26 protein-coding genes and 2 tRNA genes are annotated in these 23145 nt (G+C 41.4%); 24 read left to right on the plus strand and 4 right to left on the minus strand.

Features of this window, described 5'->3' with window-relative positions; all coding sequences use genetic code 11:
* Positions 1-7 precede the first annotated feature (7 nt).
* The 10 genes from secY to JWG41_RS02030 all read left to right on the plus strand — a co-directional run bounded on the left by secY (position 8) and on the right by JWG41_RS02030 (position 7207).
* Entirely contained in the window at positions 8-1387 is a 1380-nt protein-coding gene (gene secY / locus JWG41_RS01985; protein WP_002974039.1) for a preprotein translocase subunit SecY, read from the plus strand.
* 3 nt (positions 1388-1390) lie between these two features.
* On the plus strand, positions 1391-1951 hold the full coding sequence (locus JWG41_RS01990) for an adenylate kinase (RefSeq protein ID WP_205268292.1): 561 nt from the start codon (positions 1391-1393) through the stop codon (positions 1949-1951).
* A gap of 13 nt (positions 1952-1964) precedes the next feature.
* On the plus strand, positions 1965-2183 hold the full coding sequence (gene infA / locus JWG41_RS01995) for a translation initiation factor IF-1 (RefSeq protein ID WP_012476295.1): 219 nt from the start codon (positions 1965-1967) through the stop codon (positions 2181-2183).
* Between the two features lie 9 nt (positions 2184-2192).
* On the plus strand, positions 2193-2306 hold the full coding sequence (rpmJ, locus tag JWG41_RS02000; protein ID WP_002983148.1) for a 50S ribosomal protein L36: 114 nt from the start codon (positions 2193-2195) through the stop codon (positions 2304-2306).
* Between the two features lie 6 nt (positions 2307-2312).
* Complete coding sequence (rpsM, locus tag JWG41_RS02005; RefSeq protein ID WP_205268293.1) at positions 2313-2693, plus strand: 30S ribosomal protein S13; 381 nt, start codon at positions 2313-2315, stop codon at positions 2691-2693.
* 11 nt (positions 2694-2704) lie between these two features.
* Positions 2705-3118, plus strand: coding sequence for a 30S ribosomal protein S11 (gene rpsK, locus JWG41_RS02010; protein ID WP_205268294.1), 414 nt, complete (start codon positions 2705-2707; stop codon positions 3116-3118).
* A gap of 10 nt (positions 3119-3128) precedes the next feature.
* Positions 3129-3761 (plus strand): 30S ribosomal protein S4, encoded by a 633-nt coding sequence (rpsD, locus tag JWG41_RS02015; protein WP_205268295.1) that lies wholly within the window; start codon positions 3129-3131, stop codon positions 3759-3761.
* A gap of 25 nt (positions 3762-3786) precedes the next feature.
* Entirely contained in the window at positions 3787-4764 is a 978-nt protein-coding gene (locus JWG41_RS02020; protein ID WP_002974165.1) for a DNA-directed RNA polymerase subunit alpha, read from the plus strand.
* A gap of 1 nt (position 4765) precedes the next feature.
* A complete protein-coding gene (rplQ, locus tag JWG41_RS02025) occupies positions 4766-5281 on the plus strand; it encodes a 50S ribosomal protein L17 (RefSeq protein WP_205268296.1) in 516 nt (171 codons plus the stop codon).
* A gap of 105 nt (positions 5282-5386) precedes the next feature.
* Positions 5387-7207, plus strand: a complete 1821-nt coding sequence (locus JWG41_RS02030; RefSeq protein WP_205268297.1) for a PAS domain-containing sensor histidine kinase — start codon at positions 5387-5389, stop codon at positions 7205-7207.
* Here JWG41_RS02030 and JWG41_RS02035 read toward each other — a convergent pair.
* Positions 7197-9215: a 1-acyl-sn-glycerol-3-phosphate acyltransferase gene (locus JWG41_RS02035; RefSeq protein ID WP_205268298.1), complete on the minus strand. Its 2019-nt coding sequence runs from the start codon at positions 9213-9215 to the stop codon at positions 7197-7199. The two genes, JWG41_RS02030 and JWG41_RS02035, sit on opposite strands and share 11 nt — an antisense overlap.
* A gap of 122 nt (positions 9216-9337) precedes the next feature.
* On the opposite strand from JWG41_RS02035, the gene JWG41_RS02040 reads away from it, so the two are divergent.
* The 4 genes from JWG41_RS02040 to JWG41_RS02055 all read left to right on the plus strand — a co-directional run bounded on the left by JWG41_RS02040 (position 9338) and on the right by JWG41_RS02055 (position 11913).
* Positions 9338-10363: an ATP phosphoribosyltransferase regulatory subunit gene (locus tag JWG41_RS02040; protein WP_205268299.1), complete on the plus strand. Its 1026-nt coding sequence runs from the start codon at positions 9338-9340 to the stop codon at positions 10361-10363.
* Positions 10364-10370: 7 nt separating this feature from the next.
* The gene (locus JWG41_RS02045; protein ID WP_205268300.1) at positions 10371-11645 is read left to right on the plus strand and encodes an adenylosuccinate synthase; all 1275 of its coding nucleotides are present in this window, start codon (positions 10371-10373) and stop codon (positions 11643-11645) included.
* A 79-nt stretch (positions 11646-11724) separates the two neighbouring features.
* Positions 11725-11797 (plus strand) — tRNA-Lys (locus tag JWG41_RS02050).
* Positions 11798-11838: 41 nt separating this feature from the next.
* Positions 11839-11913: transfer RNA gene (locus tag JWG41_RS02055), tRNA-Glu, on the plus strand.
* Here JWG41_RS02055 and JWG41_RS02060 read toward each other — a convergent pair.
* Together JWG41_RS02060 and JWG41_RS02065 are read right to left on the minus strand one after the other, a co-directional pair.
* On the minus strand, positions 11873-12769 hold the full coding sequence (locus tag JWG41_RS02060; protein WP_205268455.1) for a TIGR02757 family protein: 897 nt from the start codon (positions 12767-12769) through the stop codon (positions 11873-11875). The genes JWG41_RS02055 and JWG41_RS02060 overlap by 41 nt on opposite strands.
* On the minus strand, positions 12759-13658 hold the full coding sequence (locus tag JWG41_RS02065; RefSeq protein WP_205268301.1) for a hydroxymethylglutaryl-CoA lyase: 900 nt from the start codon (positions 13656-13658) through the stop codon (positions 12759-12761). Before JWG41_RS02065 ends, JWG41_RS02060 begins: the two co-directional genes overlap by 11 nt.
* A gap of 71 nt (positions 13659-13729) precedes the next feature.
* Between JWG41_RS02065 and JWG41_RS02070 the strand changes: the two genes are divergently transcribed.
* Entirely contained in the window at positions 13730-14518 is a 789-nt protein-coding gene (locus JWG41_RS02070) for an ABC transporter ATP-binding protein (RefSeq protein WP_205268302.1), read from the plus strand.
* Here JWG41_RS02070 and JWG41_RS02075 read toward each other — a convergent pair.
* Entirely contained in the window at positions 14473-15489 is a 1017-nt protein-coding gene (locus JWG41_RS02075) for a tetratricopeptide repeat protein (RefSeq protein WP_205268303.1), read from the minus strand. The two genes, JWG41_RS02070 and JWG41_RS02075, sit on opposite strands and share 46 nt — an antisense overlap.
* Before the next feature lie 8 nt (positions 15490-15497).
* Here JWG41_RS02075 and JWG41_RS02080 point away from each other — a divergent pair, with 8 nt between their 5' ends.
* From JWG41_RS02080 to JWG41_RS02120, 9 genes are all read left to right on the plus strand, one after another.
* On the plus strand, positions 15498-16118 hold the full coding sequence (locus JWG41_RS02080; RefSeq protein WP_205268304.1) for an ABC transporter ATP-binding protein: 621 nt from the start codon (positions 15498-15500) through the stop codon (positions 16116-16118).
* Positions 16099-16755 carry a heme exporter protein CcmB gene (locus tag JWG41_RS02085; RefSeq protein WP_205268305.1) on the plus strand — a complete coding sequence of 219 codons (657 nt, stop codon included), beginning with the start codon at positions 16099-16101 and terminating at the stop codon, positions 16753-16755. Before JWG41_RS02080 ends, JWG41_RS02085 begins: the two co-directional genes overlap by 20 nt.
* Positions 16756-16806: 51 nt before the next feature.
* On the plus strand, positions 16807-17505 hold the full coding sequence (gene ccsA, locus JWG41_RS02090) for a cytochrome c biogenesis protein CcsA (RefSeq protein ID WP_205268306.1): 699 nt from the start codon (positions 16807-16809) through the stop codon (positions 17503-17505).
* Between the two features lie 3 nt (positions 17506-17508).
* Positions 17509-18636: a PP2C family protein-serine/threonine phosphatase gene (locus tag JWG41_RS02095; RefSeq protein WP_205268307.1), complete on the plus strand. Its 1128-nt coding sequence runs from the start codon at positions 17509-17511 to the stop codon at positions 18634-18636.
* Positions 18633-19490 (plus strand): phosphoribosylaminoimidazolesuccinocarboxamide synthase, encoded by an 858-nt coding sequence (locus JWG41_RS02100; RefSeq protein ID WP_205268308.1) that lies wholly within the window; start codon positions 18633-18635, stop codon positions 19488-19490. Before JWG41_RS02095 ends, JWG41_RS02100 begins: the two co-directional genes overlap by 4 nt.
* Positions 19472-19720 carry a phosphoribosylformylglycinamidine synthase subunit PurS gene (gene purS / locus JWG41_RS02105; protein WP_205268309.1) on the plus strand — a complete coding sequence of 83 codons (249 nt, stop codon included), beginning with the start codon at positions 19472-19474 and terminating at the stop codon, positions 19718-19720. Before JWG41_RS02100 ends, purS begins: the two co-directional genes overlap by 19 nt.
* Positions 19717-20364 (plus strand): phosphoribosylformylglycinamidine synthase subunit PurQ, encoded by a 648-nt coding sequence (gene purQ / locus JWG41_RS02110; protein ID WP_205268310.1) that lies wholly within the window; start codon positions 19717-19719, stop codon positions 20362-20364. The genes purS and purQ overlap by 4 nt, the downstream gene beginning before the upstream one ends.
* A 54-nt stretch (positions 20365-20418) precedes the next feature.
* Entirely contained in the window at positions 20419-21702 is a 1284-nt protein-coding gene (locus JWG41_RS02115; RefSeq protein WP_205268311.1) for a sugar phosphate nucleotidyltransferase, read from the plus strand.
* A 115-nt stretch (positions 21703-21817) separates the two neighbouring features.
* Positions 21818-23056 carry an EAL domain-containing protein gene (locus JWG41_RS02120; protein ID WP_205268312.1) on the plus strand — a complete coding sequence of 413 codons (1239 nt, stop codon included), beginning with the start codon at positions 21818-21820 and terminating at the stop codon, positions 23054-23056.
* The last annotated feature ends 89 nt before the right edge of the window (positions 23057-23145 follow it).

Genomic DNA, 23145 nt, shown 5'->3' on the forward strand with positions numbered 1-23145 from the left:
ATAACCCATGTTTCAAACCATCGCTAACATCTTTCGAATCCCGGAATTAAGATCTAAAATCCTATTTACGATTGGTATGTTGTTACTTTTTAGAATGGGAACTCACGTAACCATTCCTGGTATCAACAGCCTTATCGTAACGGGTATTACTGCCGATCCGAGTGAAGGTTTCCTCGGAATGGTTGATTTGTTTGCAGGTGGTGCTCTTCTCAAATTTTCTATTTTTGCACTAGGGATTATGCCTTATATCTCTTCTTCCATCATCATGCAGCTAGTTATGGTTCTCATTCCTAGTTTGCAAAAGATGCAAAAGGAAGGGGAAGAGGGTAGAAAAAAGATCCAACAGTATACAAAATACGGAACTCTGATCCTTTGTGCGATCCAATCTCTTGCTGTGATCCAACTTGCTAATTCTTGGTCTACAGGATCGGGAACGGCGCAAGCGAAGTATCCAGGTCTCATCAATCCATCCGTGGAAGGTTACTTTCTGCCGATAGCGATGTTATCCATCACTACGGGAACAGTACTACTCATTTGGCTTGGGGAACAAATTACGGAACGCGGAATTGGTAACGGGATCTCTCTCATTATCTTTGCCGGGATTATCGGTCGTATGCCAGAAGCACTCATTGCTATGTTTACTTCTGATACCTCGGATGCTCTTAGCATTCTCATTCTTATCATTATTTTTATCGTTCTTATCTCCTTAACTGTGATTTTAACCCAAGGGGTTCGCCGGGTTCCGTTAAATTACGGAAAACAAATGGTGGGAAGAAAGATGGTTCAGGCACGTAGCCAATCCATCCCTTTTAAAGTAAACAGTGCCAATGTAATGCCAATTATCTTTGCATCCTCTTTGATTTTGTTTCCACAAACAATTGTTCAGTGGTTATCATCTAAGGGTGGTCAGTGGGCAGGTTGGGCAGTGATTATGGACTATTTTAACCCATTTTCACAAATCTGGTATCATGCCCTTTTTTATTATGTGATTTATACCTCTCTAATCATTTTCTTCGCATATTTCTATACAGCGATTCAGTTCAATCCACAGGAACTTGCTGATAACTTAAAGAAATACGGTGGGTTCATCCCGGGTGTTCGTCCAGGAAGCCAAACAAAAGATATGATTGAGAAGATCTTGAATCGAATCACCCTACCGGGTGCTCTTTTCCTTGCCGGTCTTGCTCTTGCTCCGTATCTCATCATTAAGTTCTTAAACCTCGGTTCTAACACCGGTGGGGGAACCTTAGTGTATACATTCGGAGGAACTTCGCTTCTCATTATGGTGGGTGTGGCTCTAGAAACATTGAAACAAATCGAAGCCCAACTCCTTATGAGAAACTACGAAGGATTCATGAAGAAGACTAAAATCAAGGGAAGAGTGTAACCAATGAAGAGACTCATTTTTATGGGCCCCCCAGGTGCTGGGAAGGGAACTCAAGCTGACATCATCAAAGAGAAATACCAAATTCCGCAGATCTCAACTGGAGACATTCTCCGTGCTGCCGTAAAAAACGGTACCCCAATGGGGATTGAAGCAAAAAAATATATGGACGCTGGAGACCTTGTTCCAGATGCTGTCGTTATAGGCATAATTCGCGACCGTTTGGTCGAAGCTGATTGTGCGAATGGATTCATTCTGGATGGATTTCCTAGGACGGTGGAGCAAGCAAAGGCTCTCTCGGAAATCCTCAAAGAGCTTCACATGGAGCTCGACTCCGTTGTCAACCTAGACGTTCCTGACGAAGAACTCGTCAAACGGTTGCTAGGTAGAGCGATCAAAGAAGGACGCTCGGATGACAACGAAGAGACCATCAAAAACCGTCTGCATACTTACAACACCAAGACGTTGCCCCTGATAGACTTTTATAAAGGCTCTGGGATCCTTCGGCAAATCAATGGTTTGGGAAGTATGGAAGAAATCACTAACACTATTTTAAAATCGATCTAGTAGGAGATAGACCCTGGCTAAGGAAGAAGCAATAACCATCGACGGAACCGTTTTAGAACCGTTACCGAATGCCATGTTCCGTGTGGAACTGGAGAACGGTCATAAAGTTCTAGCACACATTTCGGGAAAAATGCGTATGCATTATATCCGTATATTACCCGGCGATAAGGTTACTGTAGAGCTTTCTCCTTATGACTTAACTAAGGGCCGTATCACTTACAGAAAGAAATAGGGAACTATAATGAAAGTTAGATCATCAGTTAAGAAAATCTGTCCAGAATGCAAAGTCATTCGCAGAAAAGGTGTAATCCGAGTGATTTGCACGAACCCAAAACACAAACAAAGGCAAAGATAGAAAGATATGGCACGTATCGCGGGTGTTGATTTACCATCAAACAAAAGAATAGTGATCGGTCTTACATACGTATTTGGTATTGGTAAGACATCCTCTCAAAGTATCCTGAAAAAAGCAGGAATTGACGAATCTATCAGGGTGAAGGACCTTTCGGACGAACAAGAAGCCGCGATCCGTAGAGTCATTGAAGAATCATACCAGGTAGAAGGGGATCTTCGTTCAGAAGTCAACCTAAACATCAAACGATTGATGGACGTAGGTTGTTACAGAGGTTTCCGTCACAGACGAGGACTTCCAGTCAACGGACAAAGAACAAGAACCAACGCTAGAACCCGTAAGGGTATCAAGAAGACTGTTGCCAACAAGAAAAAGGCACCAGGTAAATAGAGGACTCATCCATGGCTGAAAAAGACGCTAAGAATAAAAAAGATACCAAAAAGGTTAAGAAAAAAGAAAAGAAAAACGTTCCACGCGGTAAGGTTTATATCCAAGCTTCGTTTAACAATACAATCGTATCCATTACAGATATGGTTGGAAACGTTCTTTCTTGGTCTTCCTCTGGAATGATGGGATTTCGTGGATCCAAAAAATCCACTCCGTATGCTGCACAAGTTGCGGCTACCAATGCTGCTGAGAAAGCGATTGAGGCTTCTGGTATTTCAGAAGTAGACGTAATGGTTTCTGGTCCTGGAATTGGACGTGAGTCTGCCATTCGTTCTTTAACAACGAAAGGCCTTGCAATCAAACTCATTAAAGACGTAACTCCGCTCCCTCACAATGGGTGCCGACCACGAAAAAGAAGAAGGGTGTAGGAATTAGATTATGGCACGTTACCGAGGTCCAGTTGTTAAATTGATGAGAAGAGAGGGGCTTAACCTCTTTCTCAAAAATAGTCATACTTTACATAAAGAAAAATCTTCCCTAGAAAAGAGAAAGTACCCACCAGGTCTTCCTCCAAAGAAAAAAGGAAAGATCACTGAATACGGAGCTCAGCTTCGTGAAAAACAAAAAGTAAAACGCGCATACGGAGTTTTAGAAAAACAATTCCGTAGATACTTCGAAGAAGCAACTCACACTCCAGGGATTCCTGGTGAGAACCTACTTCAATTCCTCGAAAGAAGATTGGATAACGTTCTTTATCGTATGGGTTTTGCTGTTACTAGAAGACAAGCACGTAACTTTGTTGCACACAGACATATTCTAGTGAATGGCCACCGAGTAGACATTTGTTCTTACCGAGTGAACATAGGTGATAAAATCGAAATTCGTGAGAAATTCCAAAAATCTACGTTTATCGAGGAAAATATCAAACTCGCTCAAGCAATCAATCGTACTGCTTCTTGGGTTAGTGTAGATTATACCAAGTTCTCCGGAGAAGTGTTATCACTTCCAACAAGAGATCATATTGATATCCCTGTGAAAGAACAGGTAATCGTAGAGTTGTACTCGAAGTAAGAATTTAGAGAAGAAGGATACGACATTGTCTCCAAAGAATTTATTAAAAGGTTTTAAAAGACCCAAAAAAATCGAATTCACTACCGATGTGAATACACCAAACTATGGTAAGTTTGTTGCAGAACCTTTCGAAAGAGGAATTGGTACAACGATCGGAAACTCCCTTCGTCGTACACTCATGTCCTCCATCGAAGGTGCTGCCATTTCCGCGATTCGAATTGAAGGAGTCTCTCATGAGTTCTCTTATATCGAAGGTGTAGCAGAAGACGTTACTCGTATCATTCTTAACTTAAAACAAGTTCGAATCAAATACGAGCCTGAAGACAAAGAAGCAAGTAAAGTAATCCACTTAGAATTAAAAGGTGCTGGTTACTTTCGTGCAGCGGATCTCGCTGTAGATTCTTCTATTGAAATCATGAATCCAGACCTTCATATTGCAACTCTCAATGAGGATGCAAATTTGATTATGGATTTGGAAATCCAAAGAGGACGTGGTTACGTTCCTGCTGAGGACAAAAAGAAAGATATCGAAGTTTTAGGAACTATCCCAATCGATTCTATCTTTTCACCAATCCAAAAAGTATTGTTTGAAGTATCGGAAACTCGTGTTGCACAACGTTCTGATTACGAAAAACTTACTATGGAAGTTTGGACTGACGGTTCTGTTTCTCCTGAAGATGCAGTAGCGCAAGCAGCAAAAATATTAAAAGACCACCTGACTGTTTTCATCAACTTTGAAGAAGAAATTGAAGAAGAAGAAGAAGAATTGGATGAAGCTGATGAAAAACTAAAAGCAGCTTTATCTAAACATGTAGAAGAATTGGAACTTTCTGTTCGTTCTACAAACGTTCTTCGTAGTTTGGAAATCGACTTCATTGGTGAACTCGTTAAGAGATCAGAAGACGAAATGACTAAATCAAAACATTTCAGCGAACAAAGTTTACAAGAGTTGAAAGCAAAACTTTCCTCTATGGGACTTTCGTTCGGTATGAGAGATTTTTAAGATGAACAAACGTAATAAAGTTAAACAACTCAACAGATCCGCAGATCATAGAAAAGCTATGATCCAAAATATGGTAATCTCTCTTCTTCGCCACGAAAGAATTGAATCTTCCGTTGCGAAATTGAAGGTGGCTCGTTCTTATGCAGAACGAATCATCACTAGAGCAAAACGCAACTTAGATGCTAACCTTGCCAATCTTGACGAACAAAAGAAAAATGCAGCCATCCTGCACAATACTCGATATCTTTATAGCCACCTAGGTGACCAAGAGATCGTAACTAAACTTTTGAAAGATCTTGCTAATCGTTATGCAGAAAGAGTCGGCGGATATACAAGAATTATCCGTTTGGTAAACCGTCCTTCTGACAACACAGCAATGGGAATTTTGGAACTCGTGGACCGCAAAACTCAAGATGAGTTAAAAGCGGAGACAAAAGCAAAACGCGAAGAAAAGAAACCTGCTAAAAAAGAAGAAAAACCAAAAAAAGCCAAAAAAGAAAAAGTCGCTTCTAAATAAGAAGAATCCCTAATCTAACTTGGACGAAAAGCCTGCTCATCTTGAGTGGGCTTTTTTTTTATTGCATTCGTTTGGTTTTCCTATTAAATTCTACATTCCGAACGAATGACTCCCTCCCTTTCTACATCTAATTCTATTTGGCACACCGCCTTTAGTTCGAGTCCCATTGGGATGGCTCTCACCGATATGGAGAATGGGCTCTATGTCGATGCCAATGATGTGTACTGTTCTTGGCTTGGGCGGACCAGGGAAGAGGTGATTGGTAAATCCACTCTAGATTTAGGGATTTATTCCAACGTCAATGACCGCGAATTCATATTAGTTGGCCTAAAAAAGGATGGTTATGTATCGAATTACGAGGTTCCCCTGATTTCCAAAACCGGAGCCACTGTCACCATTCTTTTTAGCGGGCGTATTGTCGAAAATGGTAAGTATCTTCTTTCTGCCGGGCAAAATATTACGGCCTTAAAAGAGAAGGAATACCTCGCTGCTGTTTTGCAGAATGAACTTGTGATCAGCAAAGAGTTATTCGAAAGTGTTTTCCGTTTGAATCCCGCAGCAGTCAGTCTCTCCAATGCGGAAACAGCTGTTTATGATGATGTCAACGACGCCTATTGCCGACTCATTGGGTATTCTCGGGAAGAAATCATCGGACGAGCTTCCTATGATCTAAACATTTGGATTACTAAATTTGATCGAGAACGATTGTTAGGAGAGATTTTAAAGAAAGGTTGGAGTACCGGAATGGAGGCGAGCATTCGGATGAAATCCGGAGAAATTCGTCACGTAGTATCGGGAAATACTATCTTACATACTAAGGGCCGACCGACACTTCTCGCCATTCTCATCGATGTTACAGAGTCCAAACAAAGCAAAGAAGCTCTTGAATTTGCTGTAAAGGAAAGGACTAAGGAATTAAATCGGATTTTGGAAGACCTCCAAAAAACCCAGGACCAATTGATTCTTTCTGAAAAAATGGCCACCTTGGGACAGTTAGTTGCAAGTGTAGCTCACGAAATCAATAACCCACTTGCTGCCATCGCGGCCTTTAGTGAACAAATCCACAACCGTATGGGAAATTTTGGAAACAGGTTGTTTCAAATCAAAGAATGTTTTTCTAAACATTCAGATACAGAAATCAATGAAACCATATCCTTTGTTATTGAATTATTTACGATCAAACCGAAGTCTTATGCGTTTGCCGAATCAAGAAAGGCCAAAAAAAACTTAGAAGGAATTTTTGTTCAGCTTGGAATCGATTCTGCTTATGATTTGGCGGATCGGATTGTCGATTTAGGTGTTTCCGATTTCTTTTTAGAGAATGAAAGTTTTTTATCACATTTTAAATCTTCCCCCTTACTCGAGTTAGTGCTTTCTGAACTCAATACCTTACGAAGTATTGAATCAATTCGTTTGGCGGTGGAGAGAACTTCCAAAATTGTGTATAGTTTAAAGAATTACGGGCGAGTTGATCGCAATGAAGCAAAATCTCAAATCAACTTGGTGGATACAATTGAGACTGTGCTGACTCTTTACCAAAGTAAAATGAAATCAGGGGTGGAGTGCATCCGATTGTATAACGCAAGTCCTTTGATTGCAGGTTATCCCGATGAACTCATCCAAATTTGGACCAATCTCATTTACAATGCCTTACAAGCGATGGCATTCAAAGGAATTCTCACCATCCAAGTGGACGAGTTAGAAACAGAAATTGTCGTGCGGATTATAGACAATGGACCGGGAATTCCGGTTTCCATTCAAAAGAGAATTTTTGAGCCGTTTTATACAACGAAGGAAAAAGGGGAGGGAACCGGGCTTGGGCTTGGGATTGTGAAACAATCCGTAGAAGAAAGGCACCGTGGCCGGATCCAATTCCAATCGGAACCCGGCAACACAGAGTTTTTGGTTTTTCTTCCTAAAATCTAGCCAACTGCATTTGCAGTTTTTCTGCCACTAAATCAAAGTCTTCGTTTTGGATCACAGTTCGGTAGGCTGCGGTCACAATTGGATGCCTTTTTTCATCTAGTTGGATTAGGTTTGGTAGGACTTTTAATCCATAAAATCCATTGGTGATCTTTTCTGGTCTTGTCCCGTAGGCAAGGTCGTAGCCATACTTTCTATCTCTTGTATCTGAGCCGAAACAAGCCAACATAAAGTCGGTCATTCCCGATAAACCATTGAAGGTCGTTGGATCCCCCCCGAGTAAAACTCCAATGGATACCATTTCATTGAAAAAACGATTGCTCAAATGAAAGAGAGTATTGTCCACATTACCACCTAACTCTCGTTTGAAATACCCTTCCACGAGACCCATAGCAACGGCATAGACTGTTTTTAAAGCACCACCGAGTTGGACTCCTTTGGTGTCACGGGAGTTAATGGCAGCTCTTGTAAACACATAGTTATTACTCAGTAAGTCTTTTAGTTTGGGAATGAGCGAATCTTCAAAAGCTGAGATTTCAAATCCGGAAATTTTTCGTTCCATAATTTGGTCGGGGTAACACGCACCGGATACTACGGCAAGGCGCTCTCTTTCGATCAGTAACAATTCATGTAAGTCCTCTAAAATCAGGCCTTTTTTGGAGCCAGTAAATCCTTTGATCACATTGACCATAGGGGATTTATTTTTTTGGAGGTAGGTTCTGATTTTTGAGTAGATGGTATCAAATTCCCAAGGATTGGTTCCTTGGATGAATAAGGTCGCTGATTCGAGAATTTCTGGTTTGTCCGAAAAATCAATGTTTGGTGGTAATTTGTAAATAGGATAGTGAACCACATCCCGCTTTTCTTCATTACACTGCTGCACCATTTCTGAATCAGGGCTGTAGATGGTCACTTTTACATTTTTATTTGCCATTACACAAGCAAAGGCGACGGACATATTGGAAGAACCGATGATGACAACATGTTCCTCTGGTTTTTTAGCCAGTGTGATGAGTTGGTTAGTTTCCCTCACGTCTCCCTTGTATAAGTTACGATAGGTGCCATGTTTGTGTTTGTTTAGATTACTTCCCACAAGAAGTGCTAAGTTATCGATGATGAACTGTTTTTTGTCTCCAATCCCTGGAAAAGAAATCTGTTCAATATGAGATGGGAAGGTTAACATTTCCTTCTTTGTCAGTTCCCCCACAAGTACTGGTTTCCCGATGACAAGTTTACCAACCGCTTGGTTGAAGAGTAAACCTTCAATGGGGAGAATTTTTTCTGTACCTTCCAGGGAGATGGGGAGGATGACTTTATTGGCAACATAGTGGTACACTGTGTCCACAAAGGGCATAAGCCTTCCATCTCGAGAGCGAGTTCCTTCTGGGAAGATGGAGATCACCTTTCCATCAGCTTGTAATTTCTGCGAATTCCGAAAGGCACGCATATTGATTTTGGTCATCACATCAGAAAGAGATGGATTATCGGCCATATCCTTTTTGGAACAAACAAGAAGGGTTCCAAACATATAGAGTCCAAGCCGAGTAAAGTCTGGTTCAAATGCCAAACGTCCCGCAATGAACACTAGTGATTCAGCAATCTTTCTTCCTTCAGGACCAGCATTGTACAAAAGAGTAAAGATGGCCGGAGCATCTAAATGACTTAAGTGGTTGGAGATGAGAGTGACAGGATATTTGCCAATGACTCCATCCAAAAGTTTTAAGTTTTCTGCCCCTTCCACTTTGAATTTCTTCATAATGGGATCGAGGAACTTCAACATAAAATCGCGAGGTTGGGGGCGAATGTCGGTAAAGACCCCAATTTCTTCCAAACGTTCCGGCTCTTGGAAGATTTCCATGACCTTGGGTTTGGGTGTGCTTTGTGAAAGAACTAAAAACTCTTCTAAAATGGACTTTGCTTCGGATTCAGAAAGACCCGATTTTACAAATAGGTGAATGTTCTCAAAAAATTCTTTATGCCAGCGTCCCAAAGTGGCTTCTTTTTCTGTCATGTATGCCTCTAAACCGACATTAAATTACTGAAAACTTTCGATTTGTCTATTCGATTTTTACAATTGATTGCGTAAATCCAGGATTTCTCTAAGCTGACTTCTTGGGTGATCGAGATCCCGGTATGAATCAAAAAAACAAATCAATTTCCTCGGAACAAAAATGGATTCCGGATGGATTTCACTTTCTAGGCCCCGAAGAAAGCAAAAACCGGCGGATTTTACTACAAAGATTTTCGGATCTCTTTCTCGGCGAAGGGTATTCTGAAATCAACCTACCTTCCTTTGATTATTCTAATTCGTTTCGTTCTCATCTAGAGCAAGGTGTGGAGAGTTTACTTGTCGCCAAAGATTGGGATGGGAATGAACTTTCTCCTGGAGTTGACTTAACCCTACAAGTAGTGAAGGGAATGGCGGCTCGTTCCCATTGGGAAGAGAACCAAAACGTATTTTACTTTGCTCGCAAAATTCGAGACCACAAAAAACGCAATGCTTCCCGAAGAGAGATTTTACAAATCGGGGTGGAGTCTTTAGGAAAGAGCGATACAACTCATATCATTTCACAGATCCAGATTTTAAAAAAACTTTGGAATCTTTCTGTGCCAAAAGTTCCTTTCACCATTGTTTTTGGTCATTCTTCTTTTTTTAGAACGGTTTTGGATATTCTTGGTTGGAATGAGGAACAAACAAAGGTTCTACGCCAACTTCTCTATACAAAGAATGTACAAGAACTGGTATCTCTTGCGGCTCGGGCCAATACAAAAGACTCCCATATGCAGATGATCCAAATCCTTCTGCGACCGATCCCTGTGGCTGAAATTGCTAAGTTCAAAGAATCTCTACACCAAATTTTGGATTCCGCGGAATGGGAAAAACTAAAAGGGGACTTAGAATCCATCACTTCCTTTTTTGCCGAATGGACAAAGGATCGGGATGGAATTCCTAGCATTTGGGATCCCTCTCTTGTCCGAGACCTTTCTTATTATACCGGGTTTATGTTTCAAGGTTATGTGGCCGGGGATCCGGAACCGGTATTTGCCGGTGGTGTTTATAATGAATTGTATGAAAGTTTTACCGGAATCCCAAAAGATGCCTGTGGTTTTGCCCTGCATCTCGATTCCATTGAAGAATTAATAAATAAAGTTAAATGAGGGAATTATGCCTGCAAATTTAGTTGTCGGAGCACAATGGGGTGATGAGGGAAAGGCAAAGGTTATCGATTACCTTTCCAAAGATACAGATATCATTGTTCGATACCAAGGTGGTGCGAACGCAGGTCATACTGTGGTGGTGGGTGGAAAAAAATACATTTTCCATTTAGTGCCATCGGGAATCATCTATGACAATACCACTTGTGTGATTGGAAATGGAGTGGTTCTTGATCCTGAATATTTTTTGAAAGAATGTGCAGACTTGGAATCCCATGGTTTCCGAGTGAAGGAAAAATTACTCATCAGTGATTCTTGTCATATCCTACTTCCTTACCACCGTCTGATCGACGAAGCAAGGGAAGCTGGTTCTTCTCCTGAAAGAAAGATCGGAACCACTAAAAAAGGAATCGGAATGTGTTACGCAGACAAGATGCTTCGTAACGGTGTTCGTGCTGGTGACCTTCTCGACAAAGAAAATCTGAAAAAGAAACTCACACATATCTTGGAAGTAAAAAACCAAGAACTAGTGAAATACTATGATTTGGAACCTGTGAATATCAATGAAATGTATGATTTCCTTTTGGACTTTGCTGACAAAATCGGAAAAAACATCGTAAACACAGTGTACTATTTAAATTCCGAATTGGAAAAGGGCAAACGAGTCCTTCTCGAAGGGGCGCAAGGAACAGGACTTGATATTGATTTTGGAACGTATCCTTATGTAACAAGCTCCAATCCGACCACCGGTGGAGCTCTTGCCGGTTCTGGTGTGAGTTTTCGTTATTTAAAGGATGTCATCGGAATCACGAAGGCTTATGCCACACGAGTGGGAGAGGGTCCTTTCCCTTCTGAAATTTTTGGAGAACCGGGAGACGTGCTACGGAAGTTAGGTGGTGAGTATGGATCTACTACCGGAAGGCCTAGACGTTGTGGTTGGTTTGATGTACAAATGATCAAACATGCTGTGACTGTGAATGGAATCAATTCCCTAGTTCTCACTAAAATTGATGTACTCAGTCATTATGATTCGATTCCTGTTGTCATCGGTTACGAATACAAAGGTAAGAAGTTAGATTTTTTCCCATCCCAAGGATTGGAAGACGTCAAACCGTTGTTTGCTGAGTTCAAAGGTTGGAAGGATGATATTTCGGGAATTAGTTCTTTCTCTAAGTTACCTCCACTTTGCCAATCGTACATTAAGTCCTTACAGGAATTGGTGCATACTAAGATTGGTATTGTTTCGACCGGACCGGATCGTGAGCACACGATCATCATGGATTAAAAAAAACGAGGAGCTTTGAATCTTTTTTTTAAGTAGTTGTTGACCGAGAAAGGTCGTTCGATATTCTTGGCTACAGAACGAGTCGTTAGCTCAGCTGGTAGAGCAATTCCCTTTTAAGGAATGGGTCCGGGGTTCGAATCCCCGACGACTCACATAAGAGTTCCAACAACTCTTTAGAGCGTTCTCCTAAAACGGTGCCATCGTCTAATGGTTAGGACACAAGGTTTTCATCCTTGCAATCGGGGTTCAATTCCCCGTGGCACTACCAAACAAACCTCCTTTAAATAACAATTCTCACAAACTCTTTTCTGATACTCAGCTTTGCATTTTTCTATAATACCCACTCTCGTTAAATAGAAGTCGTATAACAAAGGATCGTCGGGTTTGATTTTCAGAAAAAAATCTTTGATAAGGTATGCCTCTTTCGATCCAAAACTTTTGCGATTGGTGATCCCTAAGATCTGGATTAATTTTTGGATATGAACATCCAAAGGAAAGGGGATTTGGTTTGGTTTTATCTTTTTGTAGATTCCAAAATCAGGATAGGAGGTTCGCACCATCCATCGTAAAAATAAAGAGAGTCTTTTTTTAGGGGACTTGGATGTAGATTTACCAATTAAGAATTGGAGGCCGTAAGAGAGGGGTTTCTTCCCAGTTGTTTTCTTTAGTTCCTCTTCCCAAAAACTCTGAAACTTTTGAAAGGAGACTGTGTCTTTAAATTCTCCGTTTGGACCTAGGAAGAGAGACTCCATTAGAGGGGATTTTTGTTTTGTTTCTCCGACGACTCGTGCCAATGTTTGAAAGAAAACCTGATTGTCCTTTTTGGTTTGGAAGCGGTAGACATTTAAGTCTTTTAGAAAAGAGTGAAATGAGTTCCCGGATTCTTTTAAAGTTTGGTAGGGCGAGGGCCCAAGTGTCGCAAAGATAGGTTTTAAAAATCCTTGGATGCTTTTGACATTCCCATAGGCATAAAGGCAAGCGATTAAGGAAACTACCTCGATATCCAAAGGATCTTTGTATTGTTTGGGAAAACAAATGGGATCGGTATCGAGATAGGTAAGGTTTTGGTATTTGTTTTTTAAGTCTTCTAATTTAGAATGGAGGAGTTCTAAATCAATCGGCATTTTTCATTGCGATATAAGTTCTTGATGTCAGTTTACGTCCTATCCTTTCTTCCATAAACCGACTGGCATGGAGAAGTGAATTGAGGCTAATTCCTGTATCATATCCTTCCTTATGAAGAAAATAGACCAGATCTTCTGTGGCCACATTGCCTGCAGCACCTTTGGCATAAGGGCAACCTCCGAGTCCTCCAGCGGAACTATCAAAACTTCGGATTCCCATACTCAGTGCTTGTTTGATATTGGCAATGGCCATTCCGTAAGTATCATGAAAATGACCTGCGAAGTAATCCTTCGGAATTTTTTTCAAAAGCACTTCTAGGAGGGACTCCACCTCAGAAGGAACAGCAACTCCAATGGTTTCTCCAAGTGAGATTTCATAAGCACCAGCATCTAATAATCGTTCTGCGATCTCGAGAGTTTGTTCCGGTTTGATTTTTCCTTCATAGGGACAGGCAATCACTGTGGAGATGTAACCTCGCACCTTGATTCCATCTGCTTTCGCTTCGGCGAAGATAGGTTTAAAAAAATCCAAACTCTCTTCGATGGACATATTGATATTTTTTTTGGTAAATGTTTCTGAGGTTGCGGTGAAGACGGCAACTTCGGTAAAACCAGATTCTTTGGCTCCTTGATAGCCTTTGGCATTGGGAGTTAGAGATGAGAATTGGACTTGGTTTTGGAACTTAGGAAGGACAAGACCTGCCAGTTCGATCGCATCGCCCATTTGCGGAATCCGATCCTTGCGGACAAAAGAAGTGAGTTCTATATTTTTGATTCCGCTTTCTACTAGACGAGATACGAATTCGAATTTATCCTGAGTGGAGAGAATGGTTTTTTCGTTTTGGAGTCCATCTCTTGGTCCCACTTCTGTGATTTTAATTTGTTCCAATTCCCAAGTCTCCTTCCCTTTCACCTTCCCTTTGGAAATAAGAAACGCAATGATTTTATGGATTGAATCTGATGTTTGCTCTTAAAAATATTTCTGTTAAAATCGGGACTCGTTCGTTGTTAACGGATATTGATCTCTCAGCGGAGTCTAAGCAAATCACGGGCCTTGTGGGAAAGTCCGGTTCGGGAAAGTCTACCTTGTTTCGATTGGCACTAGGACTTTTGGATTCGGCGGACGGGTATGAGTGGACTGGTTCCTTATTATGGAATGGGGAAGGGCTCACGGCAAAACAAAATCCCAAACTCCAACCAGTCTTCCAAGACCCGCATGCTAGTTTTTCTCCCTTTGGCAAAATGAGAGATTTGTTACTGGAACCGGTAAGAATCAAAAATCATTATTTTTTAAGCGATGAAATAAAAGAGAAAGAACGGGAAAGGATCGAATCTTTCTGCGTCCGACTAAACCTTTCTAAAGTTCTGTTAAGTAAAACAAAGCAAGAGTTAAGTGGTGGTCAGTTGCAAAGATTTGCCATCCTTCGAGCTTTACTTATGAATCCCGAATATTTACTTTTGGATGAACCCGTCACTGCTTTGGATGTGCTTGTCCAAAAAAAAATTGCCGAAGAACTGAAACAAATCAACAAAGCAGAAAGTCTCGGAATGTTCATTGTGTCCCATGATTTAGGATTTTTATCTTATATGTGTGATCAGATTTTTGTTTTGGATGAGGGTCGGATCGTCGAGTCGGGTGCGACAGAAAAAATCCTTTCCCATCCTAAATCTCAATTGTTACAAAGTTTACTGAATGCCAGAAATCATTCGTTTGGCGGTGCGGTTTCTTCTTCCGAATCATCCAACTGAGTTCGTTTGGCCTCGGCAAATTTTTTGGCAATGTCTCTTCTTCTTGCGATGACTTTGGAAGAGACGGTGGCAAAGAAGGGATCGTTGGTAAAACTTAACATCTTAGTATACTCTTCTTCTGCCGTTTCATAATCAGTCACTTTCGATGCCGTCTCTGCAAAATAATAATGAAATTTTTTATCGTAAGGTTTGGGTTTCCCTTCGGCCGTTGTGAGTGTGGTTCGGTTGAAGATTTTATAGGCAATATGGAAATTTCCCTTTTCCATTTCCAATCTTGCAAATCCTAATTTGACATTCGGACTTTCTTCTTCTATGGTGAGCGCTTTTTTTAAATAGAGAAGGGCGCGGTTTTTAAGTCCTGTCGCTAGGTAATGATCGGCAAGGCGGATGAGAGCTTCTGTATCATAAGGATTTTTTTCAACCGCCAATTTGTAATTCATGATCGCATAATACACTTGTCTTGTGATCTCCGAAAGGATCGCAATGTGGAGATAGGTTTTGAAATACTCAGGCATTTCTGCTTTGGCATATTCGAATTCCACGAGTGCCTTTTCATACTTCATCTCGAGCGAATACAAGCGTCCTAAATTGTAACGAAAGGGAAAAAACTGGGGATCAAAACGAATCCCGGCTTCTAAGCGTTTGATGACTTCCGCCCGCATGTTTGGTTTTCCATTCAGTAAAATTTCTATGGTATCGTTATTCCACTTTCCGGAATTGGTGATGGTTTCTGCTCCATAAGTAAAACTTCCATTGGATTTGGGTGGGTCTCCTTGGAAGAGTTTTCCCCGCGCCAGAATGAAGTCTTCTTTGTGGTAAATAAAGGAACCATTCGGAAAGTCAGAGGTATCAAACTCCTGGTCTTTTCCCCAGAGGATCTCTGGGTATTCCTGGTTCCCTATGAGTTTTTGTCCCCAAATGATTGTGGGAAATAAAAACAGAAGTGCGAGACTGAAGCTACGGAAGAACATGGTGTAGAATGAACCAAACCCTTTTGGAAACAAAAGCGCTTACTATTACTGTCGGCGAAAAGGTCTTACTGAGAGAGATCAATCTTTCTTTTTTTCAGACCGGTCTTGTCGCAGTCATTGGTGAGAATGGAGCTGGGAAGTCCACCCTTCTGAAAGAAATCTATCACCATTCGTCTTCTTCAGCAAAATGGAAATGGAATCAGGGCAAAAAAAAACTCGCCTACCTTGGGCATGAACTCGGATTCTATGCCTCTCTCAGTTTAGAAGAAAATTTGGACTATTTTTCCAAGTTAGATGGGACCACACCCGATCTTACCAAAAGAACGAAAGGATTAGAAGCTTTCCGATTGCAGAAACGAATTTGGGATCCCATCCATACTTTTTCCCGGGGGATGAAACAGAAAGCGGCAATCCTTCGTGTTTTTCTTTCCTCTGCTGAAATCATTCTCTTTGATGAACCGTATACAGGTCTCGATGCCGATTCCTCAAAAATCCTCACGGACCTTTTGAATGCCGAATCGAAATCCAGACTCATTCTAATTGTCCTCCATTCCATACCGCAGGACCTGCAGTGCACCTCTCAATTAAAGATAGAGAAGGGAGGCGTTTATGTTACTGACCTTACTTAAAAAAGAATTTTATCTGATTGGCCGATCTCTTGGGGGAATTGTCTCTCTTTTCACTTTAAGTGTCTCTGTGGTTTTTATATTTTATACCTCGATCGAAGTGAATGAGATGTTATCCGAAAGAAGCATTCGCGGAATCAAATGGGCGATTATCTTTTTACTCAACTTTGTGATTGTGAGCCAAAGTCTTTGGGAAGAAAGAGAGTCCATGGGATGGGAGGCGAGTCTTTCCTTTGTGAGTCCCATTTCCCTCTATCTGGCAAAATCTTTGGCCATTTGGTTTTGTACCATCATAGTGAACGCAAGCCTTGTCCTCGTCCTTTCTGTTTTTTTTCAAAACATGAGTTTGGATCGGTACTGGGGAGAATGGCTATTTGCTAACTTGGGGAGTGGGTGTTTGGTATTTCTCGGAGTCTCTCTCGGCCTCATAGCCTTTGAAAGCCGCCTCAAAGAAATCATCATTCCTCTCTTGCAACTTCCCTTTTCCATCCCGCTCTTTCTTTTTGGATTGGAGGCGGAACATCGGTATTGGCTGGAACCCGGGTTTTACCTACCTTCGGTCGGCCTCCTTTTGTTTTTTATGTTATTTTATGCAACTCTCGGTTCGGTGATGATTGAGATTCTAAGGAATGAGCATTGAGACCTTGTTTTCTCCTCGAATTTCTGCCAATCTTTGAAAATCTGGAAAAAAATGGAACGTAAGATTCGGATATTCCACCCTGTTTTCGACATCGGTTTTTATCTCGTTGTATGTACGTCACTGGTCTTTGCCGTGATTGTTTCGTTAGTTTATCCGAATGTCATTTTAGAGCAGGGCCTAAGCCACAGAATTTTTTATTTACATGTTCCGGTCGCCTGGGTCGCGTTATATGGCCCTATCCTTTCCTTTCTTTTTTCTTTAATCTTCCTTTTTACGCGAAATATGATTTGGGACAGGCTTGCTTTTACGGCAAACCAACTTGCCTTTTTGTTTGCGCTTGGAGTTTTGTTTTCTGGTCCCATTTGGGCTTACAGTGCTTGGGGAGTCCCTTGGGACAAAACGGATGCTAGGTTGCAGTCCTTTTTCATTCTTTGTATTTCCCTTGTTAGTTATTTTATCTTTCGTTATCTAGTTCCTGCAAAAACAAAAAAAGCCATCCTTTCCGCTTACCTTTCCGTACTTTGTGCGGTGAGCGCCATTCTCACTTGGGGAGCCATTCGTTGGATTGAAAATCCAGGAAACCACCCGGGCAGTGTGCTTGGGAAGGGAGGGATGGACTCGGATATGAAACAAAGTATGTGGCTTGGGGTGATTGCCTTCCACTTCCTGTTTCTTTTTCTTTTTCTTGTATCCAACCGCAGTGAAAAGATCCAAGATATCAGATCGAAACTGAAATCGGAACTGGACTAATCCATGGCAGAAGTCGAATCCATTCATACCATCCTCATTGTGGATGATGTTCCCGAAAACGTGGAACTTTTGAAATACCTTTTGCAACAAGAAGGATTCAAAACCTATACAGCTTATTCTGCAGAAGAGGCACGCCTTGTTCTTTTAAATACTGCCATAGATACACTTTTGTTAGATGTCAATATGCCGGTTCAAGACGGGTTTTCTTTTTGTCGGGAACTGCGCACTATGGACCAGTTCAAACTCCTTCCTATACTTTTTATCACCTCCATTGAAAGAGAAGTGGGATTCCAAGAAGCGATGAAAAATGGTGGGGATGATTTTATCAACAAACCATTCAACAAAAGGGAATTGGTTGCCAAAATCCATTCCGTCATCCGTTTGAAAGACCTACAGGACGAGTTGTACAGACAAAAAAGTAAATACGAAAAAGAATTACAAACGGCAAGACGGGTCCAAGACCAACTCATTCCAGAAAAAAGTTTTATTTGGAATGGAATCAAAGCCCAAACCTTATTCCATCCTTATTTACAAATTGGTGGCGACTTCGTTGATTCCTGGATTGAAGAAAAAAAACTTCATATCGTGATAGCCGACTGCTCGGGACATGGACCGAGTGCGGCCCTCATTGGTGCCATGTTCAAAATGCAATTATTCAACTTGGTATCGACTATGGGCCTACGGGAACGAGTGGAACATTTACGAAAAAACATGGAGCTCGTACTTCCTGAAGACTATGCCATTACTTTTTGTTATGCGATCATTGACCAAGAACTCAAACTTTCTTATATCAATGGGGGTCATCCCGCACCCATTGTTTATATCGATGGCGAAACAAAATTTTTAAAAGGGATGAGTCCGATGATCATGGGGATCAACTTTACAGCTAACGATGAAGTACAAACCGTCCAACTAAAAAATGGATCTTTGTTTTTTATGTACACGGATGGGGCCAGTGAAGCGATGAATTCTAGATCGGAATACATTACCGAAGAAGGAATGAAAGAGATCTTCCACGAGTCAGTAAAATCGGGAACGGACATTTTACCAACAGTGCAGAGTAAAATTTTAGAATTCTGCGGAGCTTCGACTCCGAGTGATGATATGGCTATGGTGTGTATACAGTTATGATTCCGACCCCTACGTATAAAGGTAAAGTCAGAGATGTTTATGATTTGGGAAACTCCCTCCTTCTTGTGGCAACCGATAGAATCTCTGCCTTTGATGTGGTTTTTGAAGAACCAGTTCCCGACAAAGGAAAGATCCTCACTCGTATTTCCACTGCCTGGTTTCATCATTTTCCTGAAATTGCCAACCACTTGATTACCGACAATGTCTCTTTGTTTCCCCCGCCTTTTCAAAATAATCAATCATTGGAAGGTCGCTCGGTGCTTGTCAAAAAAGCAAAGCGAATCGACTTCGAATGTGTGGTGCGTGGGTATTTGACAGGCTCAGCTTGGAAGGAATACAAAGCAGATGGTACCATTGCCCATGTTCCTTACCCCAAAGGAATTTTGGAATCTCACAAGTTCGAAACTCCCATCTTCACCCCGGCTCGTAAAAATGACTCCGGTCACGATGAAAACGTAAGTGAATCCACAATGGAAGCGGAAGTCGGAAAAGAACTTTTTTTGGAACTAAAAAACCTCTCCTTGAATTTATACAACAAAGCCCATGCTCTGATGGCCAAACAAGGAATCCTACTTTGTGATACAAAATTTGAATTTGGTCTTATCGATGGAAAACCCATCTTAATTGATGAAATCCTAACTCCCGATTCTTCTCGGTATTGGGACGGAACTACCTACGAACTCGGAAAAACTCCGGCAAGCTTCGATAAACAAATCCTCAGGAATTGGCTCGAATCTACGGATTGGGACAAAAATCCACCGCCTCCCGCTTTGCCCGAATCCTTGATCCTAGAACTACGTAAAAAATACTTGGAATTGGAAGATAAAATCACGCTATGTTTGTCGCAAAAATAAACGTTACTCTCAAAGAATCCGTTCTTGACCCGCAAGGCCAAACGGTTCTCCGTACCCTTCATGACCAAGGGAAAACTTCTGTCTCTGACCTAAGAGTGGGAAAATACATCGAAATGAAGATAGATGCCAGCTCCCCAGCGGAAGCAGAAAAGTTGGCAAAAGAAATTTGTGAATCAGTGCTTGTGAACCAAGTGATTGAAACTTACCGTTTGGTTGTGGAAAAGATATGAAAGTCCGTGTGGTCACTTTTCCTGGTTCCAATTGTGATAAGGATGTGGGAACGGTTTTCGCATCCGAATTTGGTGCTACGGTTGAGTATACTTGGTATAAAGATTCTTTTTCTGACCTTCCTGACCTTGTAGTTCTTCCCGGTGGCTTTTCTTTTGGTGATTATTTACGCTGTGGTGCTATGGCAAAGTTTTCTAATGCTATGGAGTCCGTTGTTACTTATGCAAACAAAGGTGGAAAGGTTTTAGGAGTTTGTAATGGATTCCAAATTTTAACAGAATCCGGCCTCCTTCCTGGAGCTCTCCTTCACAACAGAACCTTAAAGTATATTTGTAAAGATGTAGATCTCGTTCCTGTTGCAGAAAACAAAATTGCAAAAGGACTAAAGGGAGATTTAAGCATTCCTATCGCTCATGGAGAAGGGGCTTACTTTGCTGATGCAGAAACTTTAGAACGATTAGAAAAAAATGGCCAAGTGGTCTTTCGTTATAAAGAAAATCCGAATGGATCCTTACATGATATCGCAGGCATTTGTAATGAGGCGGGAAATGTTTTAGGAATGATGCCTCATCCGGAACGTGCCATCAATCCCTATACAGGAAAGATGGACGGAAAACAAATCTTAGAAGCTCTATTAAAAAAATAAAAATCTTTTTAACCTTTTCTTGCTTTTTCGTCAAATTCGAATACAAGGGAAGGTATGCGTTTTTTAGAAGACTCCATTGATTGTGTCGACTTCATACTCAAAAAAGATGAAGTATTGACTATCATTTTGGGTGGAGGGAAAGGAACTCGTTTATTACCCCTAACAGAAAAAAGATCCAAACCTGCCGTAAGTTTCGGAGGAAAATACCGACTCATCGACATTCCCATTTCCAATTCGCTTAACAGTGGTTTTGAAAAGATATTCATCCTCACCCAGTTTAACTCCTATTCGCTAAACCGTCATATCAACCGAACTTACGCGAGTAACAATATCCACCAAAAGAGTTTTGTCGAAATCATTGCCGCGGAACAAACGGTATCCAGTGCCAATTGGTTTGAAGGTACTGCCGACGCGGTAAGAAAAGTCCTTCCTTATATCCGAGAACAAAAACCCAAATATGTTCTTATCCTTTCGGGGGACCAACTTTACAATATGGACCTTTCTGATTTTATGCAAAGCCATCTTATGGATCCCGAAACAGAAATCTCTGTGGCAACCAATGCCATTCCCGAAGACCAAGTCTATGGGCTAGGGATTGTGAAAGCGGGAGTGGGTGGGTTCATCCAAGAGTTCATTGAGAAACCACAAGAGATCTCTCAAGTAGAATCCTGTCGGACACAGAATGGATCCTTTCTTGCCAATATGGGAATTTATATTTTCAATACCTCCACTCTGATCGATGTATTGGAAGATCGCAGTATGGCTGACTTTGGAAAGGAGATCCTCCCCAAGGCCATCCGTGAACGAAAGGTAAAGGCTTATACTTACGATGGTTATTGGGAAGATATTGGAACCATCAAAGCATTTTACGAAGCCAATTTGATGTTAACCGATCATATCCCCAAGTTCAATCTCTACTTAGAAAAAACTCCAATCTACACCAGGGCACGGGCTCTACCTCCGTCTAAGATCAATCAGGCGGTGGTCAACCAAGCTCTGATTTCGGAAGGAACCATTCTAAACCAATGTGAGGTGCACCGGTCTATCATTGGGGTGCGCCAACTCATTGATTCGGGAACTAAAATCTACGACTCCATCATTATGGGCCTCGATCATTACGGATACTTTGATCGGAAGTCGGGAAAGATTCCCATTGGGATCGGGCCTAACTGCGAAATACGACGGACAATTGTCGACAAAGACTGCGCGATCGGTGCCAACGTTCGGCTGTTAAACGAACAGAACCTCCAAGAATACGAGGATGAATATGTGCGGATTCGGGAGGGAATTATCGTGGTTCCTCGTCATACGGCCGTTCCGGATGGGTATACAATTTAGGATAAATTGACATATTTAGGTCAAAATTAAGTCAAAATTCCTTGGTATTGTCTCAAATTTAGGGATTTTGACTTGTCAGTTTTGAACTTAGTTCTAAGGTGGACGAAAGGGAACCATGTTCACAACGGAATCAACGGAAGGAAACCAGTTTTGGAACGAGACATATTTTGTCCCTCATTTCCAACCCATAGTCAACGCCATCAATCGCTCCATTTCTGCTTACGAAGTATTGGGCCGGCAGTTCAATCCTAAGGAAAACACTTATGAGTCTCTCGGGAGTCTTTTCCACAATCGGGATCAGGATCCAGTTCCAGTTTATAATATTGACCGCATCCTTAGGGAAAAGGCAGTCCAGACACTAAAGGAAAGTTCTCTTCGCACCAAACTCTTTTTCAATATGATGCCGAACTTCCTCTCCAGGGTGCATCATACCGATTTATTTGCCGAAAACTTCCACATCATCCAACTCATCGAAAAGTATGGAATTGATCGCAACCAAGTAGTCATCGAAATTACAGAAGATGAGTTTGACGGATCCATCGACCGCCTCATCCAAATCGTTCAGATCTTTCGGGATTATGGACTGAAAATTGCCATCGATGATTTGGGAACTGGATTTTCTAATTTAGAGAGAATCGGTTATTTACATCCCGATATCATGAAGGTCGACATTCGGATCATGAGAGAGAGTTTGAATAAAAATTCTTTCAAACAAGTTCTCGGAGCCATTTCTGAAATGTCCCAAAAGCTCGGAAGCCAACTTCTTTTTGAAGGGATTGAAACCGAAGAAGAGGTGAACCTGGCCCTTTCTATGGGAGCCAATCTCTTACAAGGATTCTACTTTTCGACTCCGAATCCTCATTTTCTCAATCGCAATACTTTCTCTGATAAAATGAAAACTGTTTTAGAAAACTTCTCCGGTGTCCGCTCTCGGGAACTTCGGGAAAAGGGAGTTCGGGAACAGAGAATCATTGACCAACTCCAAGACCTTTTCTATGAACTTTCCGATGCCAAAGAAGAGGACTTTTCTTATCGTTTCGGTCAAATCCTGGGTTCCTTACCAAGAGAGATCTTAAAGGTCTTTGTTTGTGATGCAGAAGGGTATCAAATCACTCCTACTTACGACTTGGATCGGCTGAATGGTGGGTATTTGGAACGTTCTCGCCAAATTGGCAACAACTACGCTTGGAAACCATACTTTCTGAAACACAAAGAGGAGTCGGAGCGGTTCCGCAAAAAATGGGGGGTGACCTACCCATTGTATGATATTTCCAACCAAAACCAGTATGTGATTTTTACCTTCTCTCTGATGGACGGAAAGATCCTCATCGCACAGGTAGGTTGGTCGGAATAGAATCTTGTTTTTTTTGAGTGGTGCATTTTCCTGGTAGAAGGGATTCGTCTAAAATATAGAATCATTCTAAATATATACAAAACAGGAAA

It is taken from the genome of Leptospira chreensis (assembly GCF_016919165.1).
Lineage (GTDB): Bacteria > Spirochaetota > Leptospiria > Leptospirales > Leptospiraceae > Leptospira_A > Leptospira_A chreensis.